We start from the raw sequence: 19,407 nt of genomic DNA on the forward strand, positions 1-19,407 counted from the left end.
CGCGGAACCATTGGAAGTAGTGCGCGTAGCACAATCCGCGCCGCTCGGCGCCTGCGGAGTGGGGGCCGCCCAGCCAGTACCGCTCGCTGTTGCATGCGTCGACGGCGCAGGGGTCCGCCGCCTGGCGGCGGCGGTCTCCGGCCGGTTCGACCACCTGCCACGTCGGCTGACACCACGGCCCGTCGGGTACCCGTAGCGGCGAACGGCGGCCTCTGCGCGTGGAGTCAGGGTGGGAATCAATGTTTCTCATGGCCTGCCTCGCGCTGCGGTGGCGCCCACACCAGCTGCTCGGTGCGGCGCAATCGGTCTGCCAGATCGTCGCTGGCGAGGTGGATGTAGACGTCGGCGCTGGCGGCGTGCGACTGGCCAAGCCGGGCAGCGATCTCAGCCGACGTCCATCCGGCCTTGGCCAGCGCAGTTGCGTGGGTATGGCGCAGCATGTGTGGGTGCAGCCCGTCAAGGCCCGCTACGGAGCCGATGTGCTCGATGATCTGGTAGGCGTTCGAGTACGACAGCGGCCCGCCGACCGGGGGCCGGGACAGGTTGACGAACACGTAATCGCTGTCCAGGTCGGAGATCTCACTGAGGAGGTAAGCGGCGTACAGGTCGAAGAACCGGCGGGGCGCGGCCACCGCGAATTGCGCTCGCTGCTTTGACAGCGCCCCGTTGGCGTTGTCCTCCCGGCGGCACACCTGCACTCGCTTGCGCATCGGGTCCAGGTCGGCGTGCCGTAGGCCTAACGCCTGCCCGACCCGCAGGCCCAGGTCATAGAGCGCGGAGAGCAGCAGCCGGTCGCGGTGGGTCGACGCCGCCGCCAGCAACGTCGCGAAGTCGGCCTCGAAGTCGATCAGCTGCACGGTCTCTGCCGGCTGCTTGCCCGGCCGGGTCAACCGGGAGACCGCGCTGGGGTGGCGTTGCTCGATGTGGGCCAGGAAGCTGTGTGCCCGGCGCGGGAGCCGCGACGGGTTGCGGGTCAACACCAGATCCTGCGGTCCGCGGCCTTCGACGCGGTGGAACTCGTAGAACTCGCGCACGGCCGCGCTCACCGCTTTGACCGTTCCCGGCGCCCGGCTACCGGACCGGGTCGGCAGCGGGGGCAAACCGGCCGACAGCGCCCCCACGAAATCACACAGTGCGTCGAATACTACGGCGTCCCAGTCGATTCCGCGTGCGCCCAGCCACCGGTAGAACAAGCTCAGGTGGCGCGCATACGAGCGGACGGTGTTCTGCGACCGGCCGATCGCACGCAGCCAGTGCAGGAACTGCTCGACCTCCCCGACCGGTAGGCCTGAAGCGTCTACGACCGTCCACGACGCCCGTCCGTGGATGGTCACCGGTGCCGCCTTCACTCGGCATCCCGGGTTTCCTCGGGGCGCCGGGGCCGCACCTGGATGTCGGGCCGCAGGTCTTCCTGCGGTTGGCGGGCCGGCATCGGCGCGGCTGCGGCGGTGTCGGCAGGAAGTGCCCCGGGCAGCCACTTCATGTCGCGCTTGCGCCACGTCGCGTATTGGGCCTGCACCTTGGCCATCGGAACCTCGAAGCGGTCCCAGTCGACGCCCGGCGCGCTGACCCAGATCCGGCGGATATGGGTGTCGGTGACGATGTCGTAGTCCCAGGTCAGCTCGCAATGGGTGGGATCGCCGATCAGGCCCAGGGTCGCCGAATCCTGGGTGAAGAACGCGGTCCGCCGCGGGGTGGTCGGTTCCATCTCGTTGTGGTGGATCATCATGTGCGTCTTGCCGCGGCTGTTGATCTCGGGCCAGCGGTAGGGCTTGACGACCGTGTGTCCGGGTGGATGCATGCCGCGGGTGCTCAGCCACACATCGGTGCCCGCCGCGACGGCGGCCGCAACATATGTGCCGCGCCCGAGCCCTTGCATCACGGTTCGCAGATGTGCGGAGTGCCGGGCCGACAAGGCGTTCCAGTCATCGACGGCGGCCAGCAGCATCGCCCCCACCCCGACCGCCACCTGGTTGAGCAGCCGTCGGGCCTCCTTGCGGGAGACCGGACGGTCGGGTGTGTTGGGTTGATCCATCGGAGCTGTCACGACCCCGCCTTTCAGCCGAAAACCTTGCATAGAATCGTGCGGACCGGGGTAAAGTTTGAGGCCGGAAGACACGCCGATCGCATACGGAGCAGCCGGTCTGCAGGCGTCACGGGCTGGAGTTGCGCTATCGTCACACCAGCCACACACGCCCCACGTCCGTTAGTGGGCGTGAACTGGGAAAACGCAGATCAAACGGTGTTTCTGCGCGAATTCGCGGCGGCGGCGGGCTAGTGTCGAAAGACAGCACCGAGACGGTTGGGGAGGCGATCTGTGACGGCACCGGACCCGTACGACGACGCGGCGAACAGCGTGATGGTGCAGTTGACCCGGTTGTCGCGTGGGTGGTCGAAAAAGCGCCTGGCCGACGAGGCCGGGGTGTCGGCCTCGCACGTCAGCAGGGTCGAGGCGGGGCTGCTGCCCCTGGCAGGGAAGGCCTTGCTCGACTACGCGCAGGCCATGGAATGCCGCCCGGAAGCGCTGTGCGTGCCCTTCACCCGGTCCCCGGCCCAGGGCAGCCACTTCCGGGCCAACCTGAGTGCGGCCGAGTGGAAGCGTGACCGCGTGTGGGCGCGCGCGAATCTTGTCGCGATGCGGATCGGCCGCCTGGTGTCCCGCGCCGACATCAACCCCAAGCTTGCGCTTCCCGATCTCGACCCGGCCGACTACGCCTCCGAGCTCGGAGAGATCACCGTCGCCCAGGTTCTGCGCCGCCTGTGGCGCGTCGCCGGCCCGATCCGCTCGATGACCGAATTGCTCGAAGCCGCAGGGGTGTTCGTTGTGGTCGATGGTTTCCTCGACGACGAGATCGACGCGGTGACCCTGCGAGCAAGCGAGTATCACCCGCACCTGGTGTACGTCAACGCGGCCCGGCCGCCCGACCGCATGCGGATGACGCTGGCCCACGAACTCGGCCACCTGGTCATGGATGCGATGACGCTGGTCAGCCCCGCCGAGGCCGAGCGGCGGGCCAACAGTTTCGCCGCCGAGTTCCTCGCCCCCATCGCCGACATCGGCTTTGACTTGGACCGCGTGTCAGTGCGGGCCGTGCATGAACTCGATGAGCTGCGCCTCACCTGGGGTGTGAGCGCGTCGTCGCTGGTCGTGCGGGCCCGCGAGCGAGGTGTGCTCTCCGACTACCAGTACCGCTCGATGTTCCGGCTGCTCAACGAGACCGGCCGCATGTATGGCCCCCGCCCCGGCGTGGCCGAGGAGATGCCCCGTCTCGTCGGCGACGTACTCGGCCAACTCGCGGCCGGCGGCTACACCGCCAGTGAACTCGACGACATTACGCTGCTCACCGGCGCGCAACGCGGCGCGCTCTTCGGCGTAAGCGACAGGCCCGGCGCCCGGCACCTCACGATGGTCTAAACACCGGGCGCGATCGTGGGCTGGAATCGCACCCCGGTCCGCGACGAGCAGTGGAAAGCGCCGGTCCACTGGACCAAGCAGGGGCAAGCCCTTGAGCAGGACCACGCCGCAGGCGGCCGCCGATGCCGTGTGGTGAACGACAGTGGTGGTGCGCTCGGACGGGTCGTCCTGCGGCGCAGATACCTGCGTATCTACGCCGAACTGCGGTGGCAGACCAACAACAAAGAATGCAGCACGTACCTCTGCCAGGTATCAGGCAAGAGCCGAAGCGCAAACCTGGCGGCCGCCTGGCGGCGAGCGCACAGTCTCGGCCTGACCGCTGCCGGCCGTGACGCAAAGGCGTGATAAGTCATCGGCAAACACCACACCTTGCTGACCTCCTCGCCTGGCTGGTTACGCGATGGATGATGCCGGTGGTCAACGCGATATCGCGGAGGCGGCTACTTCGGCCACCGGATCATGGTCCCGGCCTGGCTGTGCCAGTGGTTTGGTGCGCCCGGCCCGGACACCGTTGGCGATGACGACGATTTCGGCGAGTTCGTGCACCGCGACGACCGCGGCCAGGCCGAGCACACCGGTGAGGGCGAGCGGGATGAGCACTGCGATCAATCCCAGTGAGAGGCCGACGTTTTGGAGCATGATGCGCCGGGCTCGCCGCGCGTGGGCCAGGGCCTGGGTGAGGTGGCGCAGGTCTTCACCCATGAGGGCGACGTCGGCGGTTTCGATGGCCACGTCGGTGCCCATCGCACCCATCGCGATCCCCAAATCGGCGGTGGCCAGAGCGGGGGCGTCATTGACGCCATCACCGACCATGGCCGTCGAGGAGCGTTGGCGCAGTTGACCGATCAGCGCCGCCTTGTCTTCGGGCCGCAGATCGGCATGCACCGTATCGATCCCCACCTGGCGGGCCAGGGCTTGGGCGGTCGCTTGGTTGTCGCCGGTGAGCATGGCGACCTGATAGCCGCCGCGGCGCAGGTGTTCGACGACCTGGGCGGCTTCGGGCCGCAGTTCGTCGCGCACCGCGACCGCCCCAATGACCTGACCGTTGTCTTCGACCAGCACGGCGGTGGCGCCGGCGGCCTGCATGGCCGCGACGTGTTCGGACAAGGGTCCGGGGTCGAGCCAGCCGGGGCGCCCGAGCCGTAGCCGGTGGCCGTCACGGTGGCCGAGCAGTCCGGCCCCGGTCACCGCCTCCACATCCTCAGCTGGTTGGACCGGCCCCTCGGTGGCGGCGAGAATCGCTGCAGCCAGCGGGTGTTCGCTGCGGGCCTCCAACGCCGCCGCCACATCTAACACGTGGTCGCGGCTGTTGCCGTTGGTGGTGGCGACGTCGATGACGGTGGGCTGGTTGGCGGTCAGGGTGCCGGTCTTGTCTAGCGCGACGGTGCGCACCGCGCCGAGGGCTTCCAGCGCGGCGCCGCCTTTGACGAGGACGCCGAGCTTGGAGGCGGCGCCGATCGCGGCGACGACGGTGACCGGCACCGAGATGGCCAGCGCGCACGGGGAGGCGGCCACCAGCACGACCAGGGCACGTTCAATCCACACCAGCGGATCACCCAACACGGAACCGATGGCGGCGATCAGCGCGGCCGCGACCATGATCGCCGGAACAAGCGGTTTGGCGATGCGGTCGGCCAGGCGCTGGCTGGCGCCCTTGCGGGACTGCTCAGCCTCCACGATCGCCACGATGCGGGCCAACGAGTTATCAGCAGCGCTGGAGGTGACCTCGACTTCGAGCACCCCGGTGCCGTTGATCGATCCGGCGAACACATCACTGCCGGGTCCGGCCTCCACCGGAACGGATTCGCCGGTGATGGCCGAGACATCCAGTGCGGTGCGCCCCGAGGTGATGGTGCCGTCGGTCGCGACCCGTTCGCCGGGCTTGACCAGCATCCGGTCACCGACCCGCAACTCCGCTGGCGGGATGGTGATTTCGGCGCCGTCGCGCAGGACGGTGGCCTCGTCGGGCACCAGCGCCAACAACGCGCGCAGTCCCCGGCGGGTCCGGGCCAGTGAGTATTCTTCGAGGCCCTCGCTGATGGAGAACAGGAACGCCAGCATGGCGGCTTCGCCGACCTCGCCGAGGATCACCGCGCCGATGGCAGCGATCGTCATCAGCGTGCCGACCCCGATCTTGCCTTGCGCTAACCGGCGCAGCGTCGAGGGTACGAACGTGTAGGCCCCGATCGCCAACGCCAGCGCATACAGGCCGATTTCGACCACATGGGGGCCGCCGGACCAGCCGACCGCATAGCCGGCCAGCAGCACCACCCCCGCGGCTGCGGCCGCGCGTAGTTCGGTGATCTCCCAGAGCCGTTCGGGTTCCTGCTCGCCTTCGTTGCGGTCGTCGCTGCCGCAGCCGCACGCCTCGCTCATCGCGCTACCTTCCGTTCAGTCGGGTGGCCGTAGTTGGGGCACAAGGCGACGGCGTTGCCGGTCGCCTCCAACACCGCCTCGGCCTCGCGAAACATGTCCAGCAGTTCCGGCCGGGCCAGCCGATACACCGAGGCGCGGCCCTGGGGCCGGAAATCCACCAGCCCACAGTCGCGCAGGCACGCCAGATGCGACGACACCGTCGATTGCGCCAATCCCAACTCACCGGTCAGATCCACCACCCGAGCCTCACCACCAGCTAGGCGGCGGGCGATCGCCAACCGGGTGGGATCGGACAGACTGTGAAACAACGCCACCGCCCCCGCCAACTCGTCGCGCGATGCACTCGGCGGCGCAGCACCCATACTTTTCATCGACATATCGCGATGATAGCCTACAACCTAGATTGATCGGAATTAGTCGATGACAGCGCTTGCGATTGATGAAGGCTGAGGTGGCGCGGTGAAGCTCAACACCATCGAACGGGCAGCGATGAACAACCCGATTCGGGCTGCCCATCAACACCATCGGGAAGCCGCATGGTTTCGCCGCCTCGCCGGTGGCGACCTCACCGGCCAGGACGTACTCGAGACCGGCTGCGGACGAGGTGTCGGCTCCGAAGTCATCCTCGACCGGCTCCAGGCCCGCCACGTCACCGCATTCGACCTCGACGACACCATGGTCGAGCTCGCCCGCAAACGCCTCCATCACAGGCCCGTATCCCTGTCAGTCGGCGATGTCTGCGACATCCATCAGCCGACCGCCAGCCACGACACCGTCGTTGACTTCGGCATCATCCACCACGTCCCGCACTGGCAGCTGGCCGTCGCCGAGATCGCCCGAGTGTTGCGCCCCGGTGGGCTGCTGTTGTTCGAGGAAGTTCCACGCCGCATGCTCGACACCTGGGCGTTCCGCACATTCACCGTGCACCCACGCGAAAACCGCTTCGAGTCAGACGAATTCGCCGCTGAACTGGCCCGCCACGGCCTGCACGGCACCGCCCGCATCGAACACCACCTTCGCGGGCTCCTCTTCATCGGGGCCGCCCGAAAGATCTGACCTGCCACCCCCGCGACCACGAAAGCCGACCACGATGTCCGCGATGTACGCCATCATCGCCTTGCTCCTCGTCGCGGCTTTCTGGCTGCTCGACGGCTACGTGCGAGCCCGTATTCAACGCCATCGCACCGGCGACAGCGGCATCCGCATCCCTCGCACACCCAAACAGTGGTGGGCCCGAGGAACCCTGGCCTCCGGCATGCTGCTGCCCGGCATCGCCGCCCCCATCGCCGAACTGCTGGGCCTGCAGCCAGTGCCACTGTTGGACCACGGGCCCAGCCGCGTCGCCGGCATCATGCTCGCCGCACTGGGCGTGTTCGCCGCGTTCGGCGCCCAACGCGCAATGGGATCTTCGTGGCGCACCACTGTCGACCCCACCGAACGCCCGCCACTGGTCACCACCGGCATTTTCGCGATCGTGCGCAACCCCATCTACACGTCGATCAACGTCATGGTTATCGGACTAACCTTTGCGGTTCCCAACGGTATTGCACTCGCCGGCGTCGTGATGATCATCATCGGTAGTCAACTGCAGGTCCGCCTGATCGAAGAGCCCTACCTCACCGCCACCCACGGCCAGGCCTACCGCGACTACTGTGAGGCTGTCGACCGGTTCCTGCCCGGCATCGGGCGGATCAGACGGGCGTAGTGTCACCGCCGGCCGTACCGACCAAAGGTGGAGCCACGGGGAATCGAACCCCGATTTGAGCCTTGCAAAGGCCCCGTTCTACCGTTGAACTATGGCCCCGTCATGGATATGACCGTGGCGGTATCACCGCTGGTCACACCCACTTTCATCTACCTCTCCTAGAGATAAGAATCGATCCCACCAAGGCCGCCTTCTATGCGAACCCGGCCTTGTACGCCAGTGCCGTCGGCGGAATCGCCGGATTCTTGCTGCTCACCTCCGCGCTGCATCGTGGATCGGTGACCACAGCGGTGGCGGGAATGGTGGTCGGTGAAACCGTCTTGCCGGCCATCATCGGCGTGGTTTGGCTCGGCGACCAAACTCGAGAAGGTCTCGGATGGATGGTGGCCGCGGGTTTGGGGATTGCGGTGGCGGCAACGCTGGTGTTGGCCCGGTTCGGCGAAACACCCAGTCCGGAAACGGTTTAGGTCTCGGATGAGTCGCATTCTGGATGTGGCCGTCGCGGGTGGCCCGTATGCGCTGGCCGCGGGGCCGGACGGCGCAATGTGGGTGACGCTGGTGCACAGCGGCGAGATCGCCCGTGTGACCGGCGACGGGGGCCTCGACGTGTATCCCGTTGCGCCGGAGAGCAAGCCGTCGATCATCACTGCGGGACCCGACGGCGCACTGTGGTTCACCCGTAACGGTGACGATCGGATCGGGCGGATTACCACCGGTGGTGATCTCTCTGAATTCGAATTGCGCGGTGGCAGTGCACCATTCGGCCTCGTTGCGGGACCCGATGGGGCGCTGTGGTTCACCGCGATGACGTCCGGAGTGGTGGGCCGGATCGGTGTCGACGGGGTGGTCACCGACGTGGCGTTCCCGGGCGGCACACCGTCGATGATCACCGCCGGCCCGGACGGCGCGCTGTGGTTAACGCTCAACGGGGCCAATGCGATCGGCAGGCTGGAGCCGTCGGGCGGTGTGACGCTGCGCGACGTGCCGACACCGCGCGCCGGTCCCGTCGGCATCGCTGCCACCCACGACGACGCCGTGTGGTTCACCGAGATCCGGGCCGGCAAGCTCGGCCGTATCCCGATCGACGACGCCATCCAGGAACTGGAGTTGCCGGGCAAACCGCATGCGGTGATCGCCAATCCAACCGGTGGCGTGTGGGTGAGCCTGTGGGGTTCCGACCAGATCGCGGGGGTGACCGCTGATGGTGACATGTCGTTGATCGACCTGCCTGCCGGCAGCGAGCCGCACGGCCTGGCGATCGGACCGGACGGTGCGTTGTGGGCGGCGCTGGAGGCGGGGTATGTGATGCGGTTGCCGACGGTCTGAGGGCCCTCACGACTAATCTCGTAGCGGTGACCATGGGCCAGGGTTTTGACACCATTCCCGCCGCGGAGATCCGGCGCGACGACAACATCGAATTCCCGGTGGGCAACTCGGATGTGAAATGGCACTTCGACGAGAACAGGGCATCGAGGCCGCCGTGCGACCAGCCCGGAGTCCAGTGGTTTGTCGAGACGCTGGGGGAGCCCATGCTCGGTAGCCCGTTGGGTGATCTGTACACGTTCACCGTGAAGGAAGTCGGGGGAGCCGGCGCCGACGTCGAAGTCAAGGTCAGGGGCCATGTGCCCGTTCGGCGCTACCGGCGACAGTAGAGCTAGGTTGGCGTGCACGGCCGCGGCTCGCGCCGCATCGTCAACGCGTCGACGCCGTTGTAGTACCCCGGACGGACGCCCACCTGGTCGAATCCCACGTCGCGGTACAGCGCGATAGCCGCTTCGTTGTCCCAGCGAACTTCCAGATACACCGCGCCGCCCCCGGCGAACGTCAGCAGCTCGTCCAATAGGCGGCGGCCGACGCCGCGCCCTTGGAATGCGGGGTCCACGCCGATATTGCGCACCTCGTAGAACGACACACCGGTAAAACCCGTGGAACCCAAACACGCGATTCCGCCGTAGCCGATCAGCGTCCCGCCCGTGCGCGCGCTGACGAAAAGACTGTCCGCACTGGCCAGTTCGCGGGCGAAGACGGCCGCCGACCACGGCTGTTCACCGGCGAATAAAACGGCGTCCAACTCGGCGCATCTGTCGACGTCGGCCGGTACCAGTGCACCGATCACCACCGGCTCCATGGGCTCGGTCATCGGCTCGCGACGGCCGGACGTCGAGAGCTTGGGATCGAGATCAACGACTTCAACACGCCTTCTTGTCGTCGGCAGCTTGCTTCTCGAAGTAGAGCACACGGTCATGGAGGCGGTCATGCGCCTTTGTTCTGACGTGGATGCGCTTCGTCCAGATCGCGATGAGCGGGGTGGAGATTGCGGACGGAAACGGCGCGAACGGGTTCGCGATCAACGTCGTCGGTTCGTTGGTCGACGGTGGGTGCCCCCGGCAGGATTCGAACCTGCGGCCTTCTGCTCCGGAGGCAGACGCTCTATCCCCTGAGCTACGGGGGCGCACTAGCGGAACGCTGCGCCATTGGGCCCCGCCAGAGTAGCGCATCCCGGTGACCACCCGAGCACCGGTAATGGATTCGGGGCGCGGGCACCCCAGCCAATAGGATGGACGCTCGTGACCCCCGCCGACCTCGCTGAGCTGCTCAAAACCACCGCGACCGCGGTGCTTGCAGAGCACGACCTCGACGTGTCCGCACTGCCGCCGACGGTCACCGTGGAGCGTCCGCGTAATCCTGATCACGGCGATTATGCGTCCAACTTGGCCCTGCAACTGGCCAAGAAGGTCGGCGCCAACCCTCGTGAGCTGGCCGGATGGCTCGCCGAAGCGCTGGCGCAGGCCGATGGCATCGCCTCGGCCGAGGTGGCCGGCCCTGGCTTCATCAACCTGCGCCTCGAGGCCTCGGCGCAGGCCAAGATCGTCAACGACGTCATCGACGCAGGCGACCAATTCGGCCACTCCCACGTCCTCGACAACCAAAAAGTCAACCTGGAATTCGTCTCGGCGAACCCGACCGGACCCATCCACATCGGCGGCACCCGCTGGGCCGCCGTCGGCGACGCGCTGGGCCGGCTGCTCACCACCCAGGGCGCTGAGGTGGTCCGTGAGTACTACTTCAACGACCACGGCGCGCAGATCGACCGGTTCGCGAACTCGCTGGTTGCCGCGGCCAAGGGTGAGCCCGCACCGGCGGACGGCTACGCGGGCACCTACATCAACGACATCGCCGCTCAGGTCCTGCAGAAGGCACCCGAGGCGCTGAGCCTGCCCGACGCCGAGATGCACGAGACGTTCCGTCAGATCGGCGTCGACCTGATGTTCGCCCACATCAAGGAATCGCTGCACGAGTTCGGCACCGACTTCGACGTCTACACCCACGAAGACTCGATGCACACCAGCGGCCGGGTGGAGCAGGCCATCGCGAAACTCCGCGATACCGGCAACATCTACGAGAAGGACGGCGCAACCTGGTTGCGCACCAGCGCTTTCGGTGACGACAAAGATCGCGTCGTGATCAAGAGCGACGGCATCCCGGCCTACATCGCCGGTGATCTCGCCTATTACCTGGACAAGCGGCAACGCGGGTTCGACCTGTGCATCTACATGCTCGGCGCCGACCACCACGGCTACATCGCGCGCCTGAAGGCCGCCGCGGCCGCCTTCGGCGAGGACCCGGCCACCGTCGAGGTGCTGATCGGGCAGATGGTCAACCTGGTCCGCGATGGCCAACCGGTGAAAATGAGCAAGCGGGCGGGCACCGTCATCACCCTCGACGACCTGGTCGAGGCCATCGGCGTCGACGCCGCCCGGTACAGCCTCATCCGCTCCTCGGTGGACACCCCGATCGACATCGATCTGGCCCTGTGGTCCTCGGCGTCCAACGAAAACCCGGTCTATTACGTGCAATACGCGCACGCCCGGCTTTCCGCGCTGGCGCGCAACGCTGCCGAACTGGGCCTCATCCCGGACACGGCGCACTTGGAACTGCTGAGCCACGACAAAGAGGGCACGCTGCTGCGCACCATCGGCGAATTCCCGCGGGTCCTCAAGACCGCGGCCGCATTGCGCGAACCGCACCGCATCTGCCGCTACCTGGAAGATCTCGCCGGCGACTACCACCGGTTCTACGACGCCTGCCGGATCCTGCCGCAGGGCGACGAAGAACCCACCGACCTGAACACCGCGCGGCTGGCGCTGTGCCAGGCCACCCGCCAGGTCGTCGCCAACGGACTGGCCATCCTCGGAGTCAGCGCCCCGGAGAGAATGTGAACGTCCACCCCGCCGGACCCCGGCACGCCGAGGAGACCCGGCCGGCCAACAGCCCGCCGCGCCCGCAGTCGCCCGAAGAGCTGTTGCGCCTGGCACCGAATGTGTGGCCGCGCAACACCGTTCGCGGCGACGACGGGATTGTCCAGATCGCCGGTGTCAAGCTGACCGACCTTGCTCGGGAGTACGGCACTCCACTGTTCGTCATCGACGAAGCCGACTTCCGGTCCCGCTGCCGGGAGACGGCCGCGGCCTTCGGCGGCGGCGCCAACGTCCACTACGCCGCAAAAGCGTTCCTGTGCACCGAGATCGCCCGGTGGATCGAGCAGGAAGGCCTGTCGCTTGACGTGTGCTCGGGCGGCGAGCTGGCCGTCGCGCTGAACGCGGATTTCCCGCCGGAACGAATCACCCTGCACGGCAACAACAAATCCGTGGCCGAGCTGACCGCGGCGGTGAAAGCCGGCGTCGGCCATGTCGTTCTGGACTCGTTGATCGAGATCGAGCGGCTCGACGCGATCGCCGGCGAGGCCGGAATCGTCCAGGATGTGCTGGTCCGGCTCACCGTCGGCGTGGAGGCGCACACCCACGAATTCATCTCCACCGCACACGAAGACCAGAAGTTCGGGCTCTCGGTGGCCAGCGGCGCGGCCATGGCCGCGGTGCGGCAGGTGTTCGCCGCCGACAACCTGCGGCTGGTCGGGCTGCACAGCCACATCGGGTCGCAGATCTTCGATGTCGCCGGCTTCGAAATCGCCGCACACCGGGTCATCGGGTTGCTGCGCGACATCGTCGCCGAATTTGGCGTCGACAAGACCGCGCAGGTGTCGACAGTGGATCTCGGTGGCGGCCTGGGGATCTCGTACCTTGCACCGGACGACCCGCCACCGATCGCCGAGCTGGCGGAGAAGCTGAGCGCCATTGTCCGCAACGAATCGGCGGCCGTGGGCCTGCCCACGCCGAGGCTGGTGGTCGAACCCGGACGTGCCATCGCCGGGCCGGGCACCATCACGCTCTACGAAGTCGGCACCATCAAGGACGTCGACGTGAGTGCGACCGCCAACCGGCGTTACGTCAGCGTCGACGGCGGCATGAGCGACAACATCCGCACCGCCCTGTATGACGCCCAGTACGACGTCCGCCTGGTTTCGCGGCTCAGCGATGCACCTGCCACCCAGGCCCGGCTGGTCGGAAAGCACTGCGAAACCGGCGACATCCTGGTGCGCGACGCGTGGGTGCCCGACGACGTCGGGCCCGGTGACCTGGTCGCCACGGCCGCGACCGGCGCCTACTGCTATTCCCTGTCGAGTCGTTACAACATGATCTGCCGCCCGGCGGTGGTCGCGGTGAAAGCGGGGGAGTCCCGCTTGATCCTGCGCCGCGAGACGGTCGACGATCTGCTGAGTCTGGAAGTGAGGTGAACCGTGCCCGGTAACGACAAGGACGTAAAGGCCGTCGGCGTGGCGGTACTTGGGTTGGGCGTGGTCGGCAGCGAAGTCGTACGCATCATCAACGAAAGTGCCGACGATCTGGCAGGCCGCATCGGCGCCCCGTTGGTATTGCGTGGCGTCGGAGTGCGCCGCCTGGGCGGCGACCGGGGCGTGCCGCTCGAACTGCTCACCGACGACATCGAGGAACTCGCCTGCCGCGACGACGTCGACATCGTCGTGGAAGTGATGGGTCCCGTCGAACCCGCCCGCAAGGCGATCCTGACCGCTCTCGCACACGGCAAGTCCGTCGTGACGGCGAACAAGGCGCTGATGTCCGTCGCCAGTGGCGAACTCGCCGCGGTCGCCGAAAGAGAGGCCGTCGACCTGTATTTCGAGGCGGCGGTCGCCGGAGCGATCCCCGTCATCCGGCCGCTGACCCAGTCGCTGGCCGGCGACACGGTGTTGCGGGTGGCCGGCATCGTCAACGGCACCACCAACTACATCCTGTCCGAAATGGGCAGCACCGGAGCCGATTACCAGCAGGCACTGGCCGACGCGAGTGCCCTCGGATACGCCGAGGCCGACCCCACCGCCGACGTCGAGGGATACGACGCCGCGGCCAAGGCGGCGATCCTGGCGTCCATTGCCTTCCACACCCGCGTCACCGCCGACGACGTCTACCGCGAGGGCATCACCAAGATCACCCCGGAAGACTTCGAGTCGGCCAAGTCGCTGGGCTGCACCATCAAATTGCTCTCCATCTGCGAGCGCATCACCACTGACGAAGGGCAGCAGCGGGTTTCAGCCCGCGTCTATCCCGCGTTGGTGCCTCTGACGCATCCGCTCGCGTCGGTCAACGGTGCCTTCAACGCCGTCGTCGTCGAGGCCGAGGCAGCCGGGCGGCTGATGTTTTACGGCCAGGGCGCCGGCGGTGCGCCCACCGCGTCGGCCGTCACCGGCGACCTGGTGATGGCCGCGCGCAACCGGGTGCTCGGCAGCCGGGGCCCGCGTGAGTCCCGCTACGCTCGCCTTCCCGTGGCCCCCATGGGATTCATCGAAACCCGGTACTACGTCAGCATGAACGTCGCGGACAAGCCCGGCGTGTTGTCCGCGGTGGCAGCCGAATTCGGCAAGCGCGAGGTGAGCATCGCCGAGGTGCGCCAGGAAGGCGTCGTCGACGAGGGCGGTCAACGGGTGGGTGCCCGGATCGTGGTGGTCACCCACCGGGCCACCGACGCCGCGCTGTCGGAGACCGTTGACGCACTGGCTGACCTGGACGTGGTGCAGAGCGTCGAAAGCGTGCTGCGACTGGAAGGGACCGACGAATGAGCGCCCCACGAACGGCGATTCACCAGCCCTGGCCGGGCCTGATCGCGGCCTACCGGGACCGGCTGCCGGTGGGCGACGACTGGACCCCGGTCACCCTGCTCGAAGGCGGTACCCCGCTGATCCCGGCACCGCGGCTGTCCGAGAAGACCGGCTGCACAGTCCATCTCAAGGTCGAGGGCCTCAACCCCACCGGCTCCTTCAAGGACCGGGGCATGACGATGGCCGTCACCGACGCACTAGCCCGCGGCCAGAAAGCGGTGTTGTGCGCGTCGACCGGAAACACCTCGGCATCGGCCGCCGCGTACGCCGCGCGTGCCGGCATCACCTGCGCGGTGTTGATCCCGACCGGCAAGATCGCCATGGGCAAGCTGGCGCAGGCTGTCATGCACGGCGCCAAGATCATCCAGATCGACGGCAACTTCGACGACTGCCTGGAACTGGCCCGCAAGATGACCAACGACTTCCCGACGATCTCTCTGGTCAACTCGGTGAACCCGGTCCGCATCGAGGGGCAGAAGACGGCCGCCTTCGAGATCGTCGACGCGCTGGGGACGGCGCCCGACATTCACGCGCTGCCGGTGGGCAATGCCGGCAACATCACCGCGTACTGGCGCGGCTACACCGAGTACCACCGCGACGGCATCATCGACAAGCTGCCCCGGATGCTGGGCACCCAGGCGGCCGGCGCCGCGCCGCTGGTGCACGGTGAACCGGTGGCCAACCCGGAGACCATCGCCACCGCCATCCGCATCGGCGCCCCGGCGTCGTGGACCTCGGCGGTCGAGGCGCAGCAGCAGTCCAACGGACGTTTCCTGGCCGCCACCGACGAGGAGATCCTGGCCGCGTACCACCTGGTGGCCAGCACCGAAGGCGTCTTCGTCGAGCCGGCGTCGGCGGCGAGCATCGCCGGCCTGCTCAAGTCCGTCGAGGACGGCTGGGTGGAGCGCGGCTCGACGGTGGTGTGCACCGTCACCGGTAACGGCCTCAAGGATCCCGACACCGCGCTCAAGGACATGCCGCACGTGTCTCCGCTGCCGGTGGACCCGGTCCTCGTCGTAGAGCAGCTGGGGTTGGGCTAGTGGAAACCGGTTCGGCGGGCTCGGTTCTGCCCGCGGGGCTGGTGGCCAGCGCGACGGTGTCGGCTTCCAGCGCCAATCTGGGCCCGGGTTTCGACAGCCTGGGTCTGGCGTTGCAGCTGTGCGACGAGATCGTGGTCGAGACAACGGATTCCGGGCTGGTGGTCACGGTCGAAGGCGAAGGGGCCGGCCAGGTTCCGTTGGGGCCCGAGCATCTCGTGGTCCGCGCCATCCAGCGTGGCCTGCAGGCCGCCGGCGTGTGCGCGGCCGGGTTGACGGTGCGCTGCCGCAACGACATCCCGCATTCCCGTGGCCTGGGGTCCTCAGCCGCGGCCGTGGTGAGTGGCCTGGCCGTGGTGAACGGCCTTGTGGCTCAAACGGATTCGGCTCCGCTCAGTGAAACCCAGCTGATCCAGCTGGCATCTGAGTTCGAAGGGCACCCCGACAACGCGTCGGCTGCCGTGTTGGGTGGCGCCGTGGTTTCCTGGGCCGACCGCACCAGCGGCCGGCCGGACTACTCCGCAGTGCCGCTGCGTCTTCATCCCGACATCCACCTGTTCGCTGCGATTCCCGAGGAACGCTCATCGACGGCGGAGACCCGGGTGTTGTTGCCCGCCCAGGTCAGCCACGAGGATGCGCGGTTCAACATCAGCCGCGTCGCGTTGCTGGTGGTGGCGCTGACCCAGCGGCCGGATCTGCTCATGGCCGCCACCGAAGATGTGCTCCACCAACCACAACGTGCATCGGCTATGCCGTCGTCCGCGGAATATTTGCGGCTGCTGCGGCGTCATAAGATTGCGGCAACGCTATCCGGGGCTGGTCCTTCGCTGATCGCGCTGGGCACCGAGCCGGAGTTGCCTGCTGAAGTGGTCGAGTACGGAACCGCGAATGGATTCATGATCAGGAAGATGGCGGTGGGCGACGGAGTTCGCTGGAAACCAGGCGTAACCGTCGCAGGTTGATCCACAGCGTGGCGGGCGGGTTTGCTTGCTTCCGGCCAGGAAGCGGGCTATCCTCGGACCCGTCCAGCAATTGCAGCATCTGCTCTGCACAAACTGCCTTGACGCTGAGACAACCACCAATTCTTCTCGTGAACGCGGTTCGCTGTTCGATCACCGTTTCAGAGTCGATTATTGGGCGCACTCAGCAATTTGCCTGAATGCTTGACCTGATGCAGGAATCCCCGCTTGACCTGATCAGCGGGGCAAGAAAGGAAATCCGTGACTGATACGGACCTCATCACGGCTGGCGAAAGCACCGACGCCGACAAGGTGTCGCACTCCGTGAACTCAGACGCTTCCGATGTCTCGGACGTCAAATCCAATGCGCCGTCCACTTCGCTGGCGACCATGGTGCTGCCCGAACTGCGCGCACTGGCCAATCGGGCTGGCGTGAAGGGGACGTCGGGCATGCGTAAGAGCGAGCTGATCGCCGCCATCCAGCAGAGCACGGGACAGGCGAACGGCAAGTCCTCCGGTGCCGGCGAGTCGGTGCAGGAATCGGCCAAAGCCGATGCGCCGGCCCAGAATGACACCGCTGCCCAGACCCCGACCGCGCAGGTGACCGCCCCCGAGGCGCCGCCCGCGGAGGTGCCGGACGCTGCCGAGCCGCCCCGCCGGGAACGCCGCGGCGCGTCCCGCCAGGCCGGATCGGCCGGCGGCAACAAGAGTGAGAACTCCGAGGACGCCGGCAAAGAACCGGCCCGCGACAAAGGCGACGCCGACAAAGAGCCCGCCCGCGACAAAGGCGAGCGCGGTCAGAACGAGCGTGGTCAGAACGAGCGCGGCCAGGGCGAGCGTGGTCAGAACGAGCGCGGCCAGGGCGAGCGCGGCCAGAACGAGCGCGGCCAGGGCGAGCGGGGCCAGAAAGACGCCAAGAACGACGAGCGCTCCGCCGACTCGGGCAACGATCAGAGCGGTGACCAGCAGCGCGGCGGAGGCGGCGCCGACGACGACGGCGATGGACGGCAGGGCCGGCGGGGACGCCGCTTCCGTGACCGCCGCCGGCGCGGCGAGCGCACCGGCGAGGCCGGGGAATCCGAACTGCGTGAGGACGACGTCGTTCAACCGGTCGCCGGAATTCTCGACGTCCTGGACAACTACGCGTTCGTTCGCACCTCCGGTTACCTGGCCGGACCGCACGACGTCTACGTGTCGATGAACATGGTGCGCAAGAACGGCCTGCGCCGCGGTGACGCGGTGACCGGCGCGGTACGCGTGCCCAAGGACGGCGAACAGCCCAACCAGCGGCAGAAGTTCAACCCGCTGGTGCGCCTGGACAGCATCAACGGCGGATCGATCGAGGACGCCAAGAAGCGGCCCGAGTTCAGCAAGCTGACGCCGTTGTACCCGAACCAGCGATTGCGTCTGGAGACCACGCCCGATCGCCTTACCACGCGGGTCATCGACCTGATCATGCCGATCGGCAAGGGGCAGCGTGCGCTGATCGTGTCGCCGCCCAAGGCCGGTAAGACGACCATCCTGCAGGACATCGCCAACGCGATCACCCGCAACAACCCCGAGTGCCACCTCATGGTCGTGCTCGTCGACGAACGGCCCGAGGAAGTCACCGACATGACCCGCTCGGTGAAGGGCGAGGTCATCGCCTCGACGTTCGACCGGCCGCCGTCAGACCACACCTCGGTCGCCGAACTGGCCATCGAGCGCGCCAAGCGCCTGGTGGAGCAGGGCAAGGACGTTGTGGTGCTGCTGGACTCGATCACCCGCCTGGGCCGCGCGTACAACAACGCGTCGCCCGCCTCGGGCCGGATCCTGTCCGGTGGTGTCGACTCCACCGCGCTGTACCCGCCGAAGCGATTCCTGGGCGCGGCCCGCAACATCGAAGAGGGCGGCTCGCTGACCATCATCGCGACCGCGATGGTCGAGACCGGATCCACCGGTGACACCGTGATCTTCGAGGAGTTCAAGGGCACCGGTAACGCCGAGCTCAAGCTGGACCGCAAGATCTCCGAACGCCGGGTTTTCCCCGCGGTCGACGTCAACCCGTCGGGCACCCGCAAGGACGAACTGCTGCTCTCCCCGGACGAGTTCGGCATCGTGCACAAGCTGCGCCGGGTGCTGTCGGGTCTGGACTCCCACCAGGCCATCGACCTGCTGATGTCGCAGCTGCGCAAGACGAAGACCAACTACGAGTTCCTGGTGCAGGTGTCCAAGACGACACCTGGCAACATGGACAACGACTAGGTCGGTTCGGCAGCTATCTCGGCGAGCAGCGCCGCCACCACGCCGAAGGCGAAGTACAGCGGTACCAACCACGGCGCGACGCCGAGCAGGCCGTCGTTGCCGTGGGTGTAGCGGAACACGTCGACGGCCACCAGGGCGGCTTCGGCCGCGGGACCGACGACTGCGGCCGCTACCCCGCATACGATCGCGGCGCGATCGCCGAGCACCGACCAGGTGATCGCTGCCATCGTGCTGATCAGCACCGTTGTCACGAACACCGGCGCCGTGTGCGCCAACGCGGTGAAGGCGTAGGCGCCGACGACAGCAGCGACCCCGCCGAATCCCTGGCGTGCGGTCACGGAGGTGCGCGCCGTCCCGAGGTGTAACCGCAGCTCGGCCGACAGGATGGTGGCCATGCCGACGAGGACGGGAAACCAGATCGGGCTCGTCCAGACGAACGGCACCCGATGCGCCGCGGGCAGGTACTCGAGAGTCGCGGTGACGACATGACCGTGGTCGCCGATGAGGCCGGCGACGGCCCCGATGGCGAACAGGCCGGCGATGGTGGGCAGCCGCAGTTTCATCAGCTTCTCTTACGTCACGCCGGCGGCTGTTGGCAACGGTTGACGGTGGATCGGATGGCACAGGCCCGGGCGAGTGCGGCGGGCGTCCCGTGCGGA

19 protein-coding genes and 2 tRNA genes are annotated in these 19,407 nt (G+C 67.5%); 13 read left to right on the plus strand and 8 right to left on the minus strand.

Annotated features, from left to right (window positions below):
• Positions 1 to 236: 236 nt before the first annotated feature.
• Together QXH22_RS13850 and QXH22_RS13855 are read right to left on the minus strand one after the other, a co-directional pair.
• Positions 237 to 1,334: a tyrosine-type recombinase/integrase gene (locus QXH22_RS13850; RefSeq protein ID WP_231752584.1), complete on the minus strand. Its 1,098-nt coding sequence runs from the start codon at positions 1,332 to 1,334 to the stop codon at positions 237 to 239.
• Positions 1,335 to 1,345: 11 nt separating this feature from the next.
• A complete protein-coding gene (locus QXH22_RS13855) occupies positions 1,346 to 2,047 on the minus strand; it encodes a hypothetical protein (protein ID WP_231752585.1) in 702 nt (233 codons plus the stop codon).
• Positions 2,048 to 2,317: 270 nt separating this feature from the next.
• Between QXH22_RS13855 and QXH22_RS13860 the strand changes: the two genes are divergently transcribed.
• Both QXH22_RS13860 and QXH22_RS13865 read left to right on the plus strand, forming a co-directional pair.
• Positions 2,318 to 3,415 (plus strand): XRE family transcriptional regulator, encoded by a 1,098-nt coding sequence (locus QXH22_RS13860; protein ID WP_016895225.1) that lies wholly within the window; start codon positions 2,318 to 2,320, stop codon positions 3,413 to 3,415.
• A gap of 15 nt (positions 3,416 to 3,430) precedes the next feature.
• Positions 3,431 to 3,760, plus strand: a complete 330-nt coding sequence (locus QXH22_RS13865) for a hypothetical protein (RefSeq protein ID WP_016895224.1) — start codon at positions 3,431 to 3,433, stop codon at positions 3,758 to 3,760.
• Positions 3,761 to 3,832: 72 nt separating this feature from the next.
• Here QXH22_RS13865 and QXH22_RS13870 read toward each other — a convergent pair whose 3' ends face one another.
• Entirely contained in the window at positions 3,833 to 5,791 is a 1,959-nt protein-coding gene (locus tag QXH22_RS13870; RefSeq protein ID WP_016895223.1) for a cation-translocating P-type ATPase, read from the minus strand.
• Positions 5,788 to 6,168 (minus strand): metalloregulator ArsR/SmtB family transcription factor, encoded by a 381-nt coding sequence (locus tag QXH22_RS13875; protein WP_082658790.1) that lies wholly within the window; start codon positions 6,166 to 6,168, stop codon positions 5,788 to 5,790. Before QXH22_RS13875 ends, QXH22_RS13870 begins: the two co-directional genes overlap by 4 nt.
• 82 nt (positions 6,169 to 6,250) lie before the next feature.
• Here QXH22_RS13875 and QXH22_RS13880 point away from each other — a divergent pair, with 82 nt between their 5' ends.
• A complete protein-coding gene (locus tag QXH22_RS13880; protein WP_016895220.1) occupies positions 6,251 to 6,847 on the plus strand; it encodes a bifunctional 2-polyprenyl-6-hydroxyphenol methylase/3-demethylubiquinol 3-O-methyltransferase UbiG in 597 nt (198 codons plus the stop codon).
• Positions 6,848 to 6,881: 34 nt separating this feature from the next.
• A complete protein-coding gene (locus QXH22_RS13885; RefSeq protein ID WP_016895219.1) occupies positions 6,882 to 7,496 on the plus strand; it encodes an isoprenylcysteine carboxylmethyltransferase family protein in 615 nt (204 codons plus the stop codon).
• Positions 7,497 to 7,524: 28 nt separating this feature from the next.
• On the opposite strand, the gene QXH22_RS13890 is transcribed toward QXH22_RS13885, so the two are convergent.
• Positions 7,525 to 7,595, minus strand: a tRNA-Ala gene (locus tag QXH22_RS13890).
• 179 nt (positions 7,596 to 7,774) lie between these two features.
• Here QXH22_RS13890 and QXH22_RS13895 point away from each other — a divergent pair.
• Genes QXH22_RS13895 through QXH22_RS13905 form a run of 3 tightly spaced genes read left to right on the plus strand, consistent with a single transcriptional unit; the run spans position 7,775 to position 9,148 of the window.
• The gene (locus tag QXH22_RS13895) at positions 7,775 to 7,963 is read left to right on the plus strand and encodes a hypothetical protein (protein WP_306276046.1); all 189 of its coding nucleotides are present in this window, start codon (positions 7,775 to 7,777) and stop codon (positions 7,961 to 7,963) included.
• 7 nt (positions 7,964 to 7,970) lie between these two features.
• Positions 7,971 to 8,822 (plus strand): virginiamycin B lyase, encoded by an 852-nt coding sequence (locus QXH22_RS13900; protein WP_306276047.1) that lies wholly within the window; start codon positions 7,971 to 7,973, stop codon positions 8,820 to 8,822.
• A gap of 26 nt (positions 8,823 to 8,848) precedes the next feature.
• Entirely contained in the window at positions 8,849 to 9,148 is a 300-nt protein-coding gene (locus QXH22_RS13905; RefSeq protein ID WP_306276048.1) for a hypothetical protein, read from the plus strand.
• 2 nt (positions 9,149 to 9,150) lie between these two features.
• On the opposite strand, the gene rimI is transcribed toward QXH22_RS13905, so the two are convergent.
• Together rimI and QXH22_RS13915 are read right to left on the minus strand one after the other, a co-directional pair.
• On the minus strand, positions 9,151 to 9,636 hold the full coding sequence (gene rimI / locus QXH22_RS13910) for a ribosomal protein S18-alanine N-acetyltransferase (RefSeq protein ID WP_306276049.1): 486 nt from the start codon (positions 9,634 to 9,636) through the stop codon (positions 9,151 to 9,153).
• A gap of 239 nt (positions 9,637 to 9,875) precedes the next feature.
• Positions 9,876 to 9,948, minus strand: a tRNA-Arg gene (locus tag QXH22_RS13915).
• 115 nt (positions 9,949 to 10,063) lie between these two features.
• Here QXH22_RS13915 and argS point away from each other — a divergent pair.
• The 6 genes from argS (at position 10,064) to rho (ending at position 18,748) form a co-directional block, all read left to right on the plus strand.
• Positions 10,064 to 11,716, plus strand: a complete 1,653-nt coding sequence (gene argS, locus QXH22_RS13920; protein ID WP_306276050.1) for an arginine--tRNA ligase — start codon at positions 10,064 to 10,066, stop codon at positions 11,714 to 11,716.
• The gene (lysA, locus tag QXH22_RS13925) at positions 11,713 to 13,131 is read left to right on the plus strand and encodes a diaminopimelate decarboxylase (RefSeq protein WP_306245222.1); all 1,419 of its coding nucleotides are present in this window, start codon (positions 11,713 to 11,715) and stop codon (positions 13,129 to 13,131) included. Before argS ends, lysA begins: the two co-directional genes overlap by 4 nt.
• A gap of 3 nt (positions 13,132 to 13,134) precedes the next feature.
• Positions 13,135 to 14,469, plus strand: coding sequence for a homoserine dehydrogenase (locus tag QXH22_RS13930; RefSeq protein WP_306245220.1), 1,335 nt, complete (start codon positions 13,135 to 13,137; stop codon positions 14,467 to 14,469).
• Positions 14,466 to 15,548: a threonine synthase gene (thrC, locus tag QXH22_RS13935; protein ID WP_306276051.1), complete on the plus strand. Its 1,083-nt coding sequence runs from the start codon at positions 14,466 to 14,468 to the stop codon at positions 15,546 to 15,548. Before QXH22_RS13930 ends, thrC begins: the two co-directional genes overlap by 4 nt.
• Positions 15,548 to 16,507, plus strand: a complete 960-nt coding sequence (gene thrB / locus QXH22_RS13940) for a homoserine kinase (protein ID WP_306245216.1) — start codon at positions 15,548 to 15,550, stop codon at positions 16,505 to 16,507. Before thrC ends, thrB begins: the two co-directional genes overlap by 1 nt.
• Positions 16,508 to 16,765: 258 nt before the next feature.
• Positions 16,766 to 18,748, plus strand: coding sequence for a transcription termination factor Rho (rho, locus tag QXH22_RS13945; RefSeq protein WP_371934224.1), 1,983 nt, complete (start codon positions 16,766 to 16,768; stop codon positions 18,746 to 18,748).
• Here rho and QXH22_RS13950 read toward each other — a convergent pair.
• Positions 18,745 to 19,311 (minus strand): hypothetical protein, encoded by a 567-nt coding sequence (locus QXH22_RS13950; protein WP_306245214.1) that lies wholly within the window; start codon positions 19,309 to 19,311, stop codon positions 18,745 to 18,747. The two genes, rho and QXH22_RS13950, sit on opposite strands and share 4 nt — an antisense overlap.
• Positions 19,312 to 19,407: the final 96 nt, after the last annotated feature.

Origin of the sequence: Mycobacterium sp. TY814, from assembly GCF_030755175.1 — a bacterium.
In the GTDB taxonomy this organism is placed as follows: Bacteria; Actinomycetota; Actinomycetes; order Mycobacteriales; family Mycobacteriaceae; genus Mycobacterium.

What these genes read in the sequence shown, in the direction of transcription:
- QXH22_RS13870 (WP_016895223.1), bottom strand. Translation starts at nt 5,791, where the DNA reads ATGAGCGAGGCGTGCGGCTGCGGCAGCGACGACCGCAACGAAGGCGAG.
- QXH22_RS13875 (WP_082658790.1), bottom strand. Translation starts at nt 6,168, where the DNA reads ATGTCGATGAAAAGTATGGGTGCTGCGCCGCCGAGTGCATCGCGCGAC.
- QXH22_RS13885 (WP_016895219.1), top strand. Translation starts at nt 6,882, where the DNA reads ATGTCCGCGATGTACGCCATCATCGCCTTGCTCCTCGTCGCGGCTTTC.
- QXH22_RS13900 (WP_306276047.1), top strand. Translation starts at nt 7,971, where the DNA reads ATGAGTCGCATTCTGGATGTGGCCGTCGCGGGTGGCCCGTATGCGCTG.
- rimI (WP_306276049.1), bottom strand. Translation starts at nt 9,636, where the DNA reads ATGACCGAGCCCATGGAGCCGGTGGTGATCGGTGCACTGGTACCGGCC.
- thrC (WP_306276051.1), top strand. Translation starts at nt 14,466, where the DNA reads ATGAGCGCCCCACGAACGGCGATTCACCAGCCCTGGCCGGGCCTGATC.
- QXH22_RS13950 (WP_306245214.1), bottom strand. Translation starts at nt 19,311, where the DNA reads ATGAAACTGCGGCTGCCCACCATCGCCGGCCTGTTCGCCATCGGGGCC.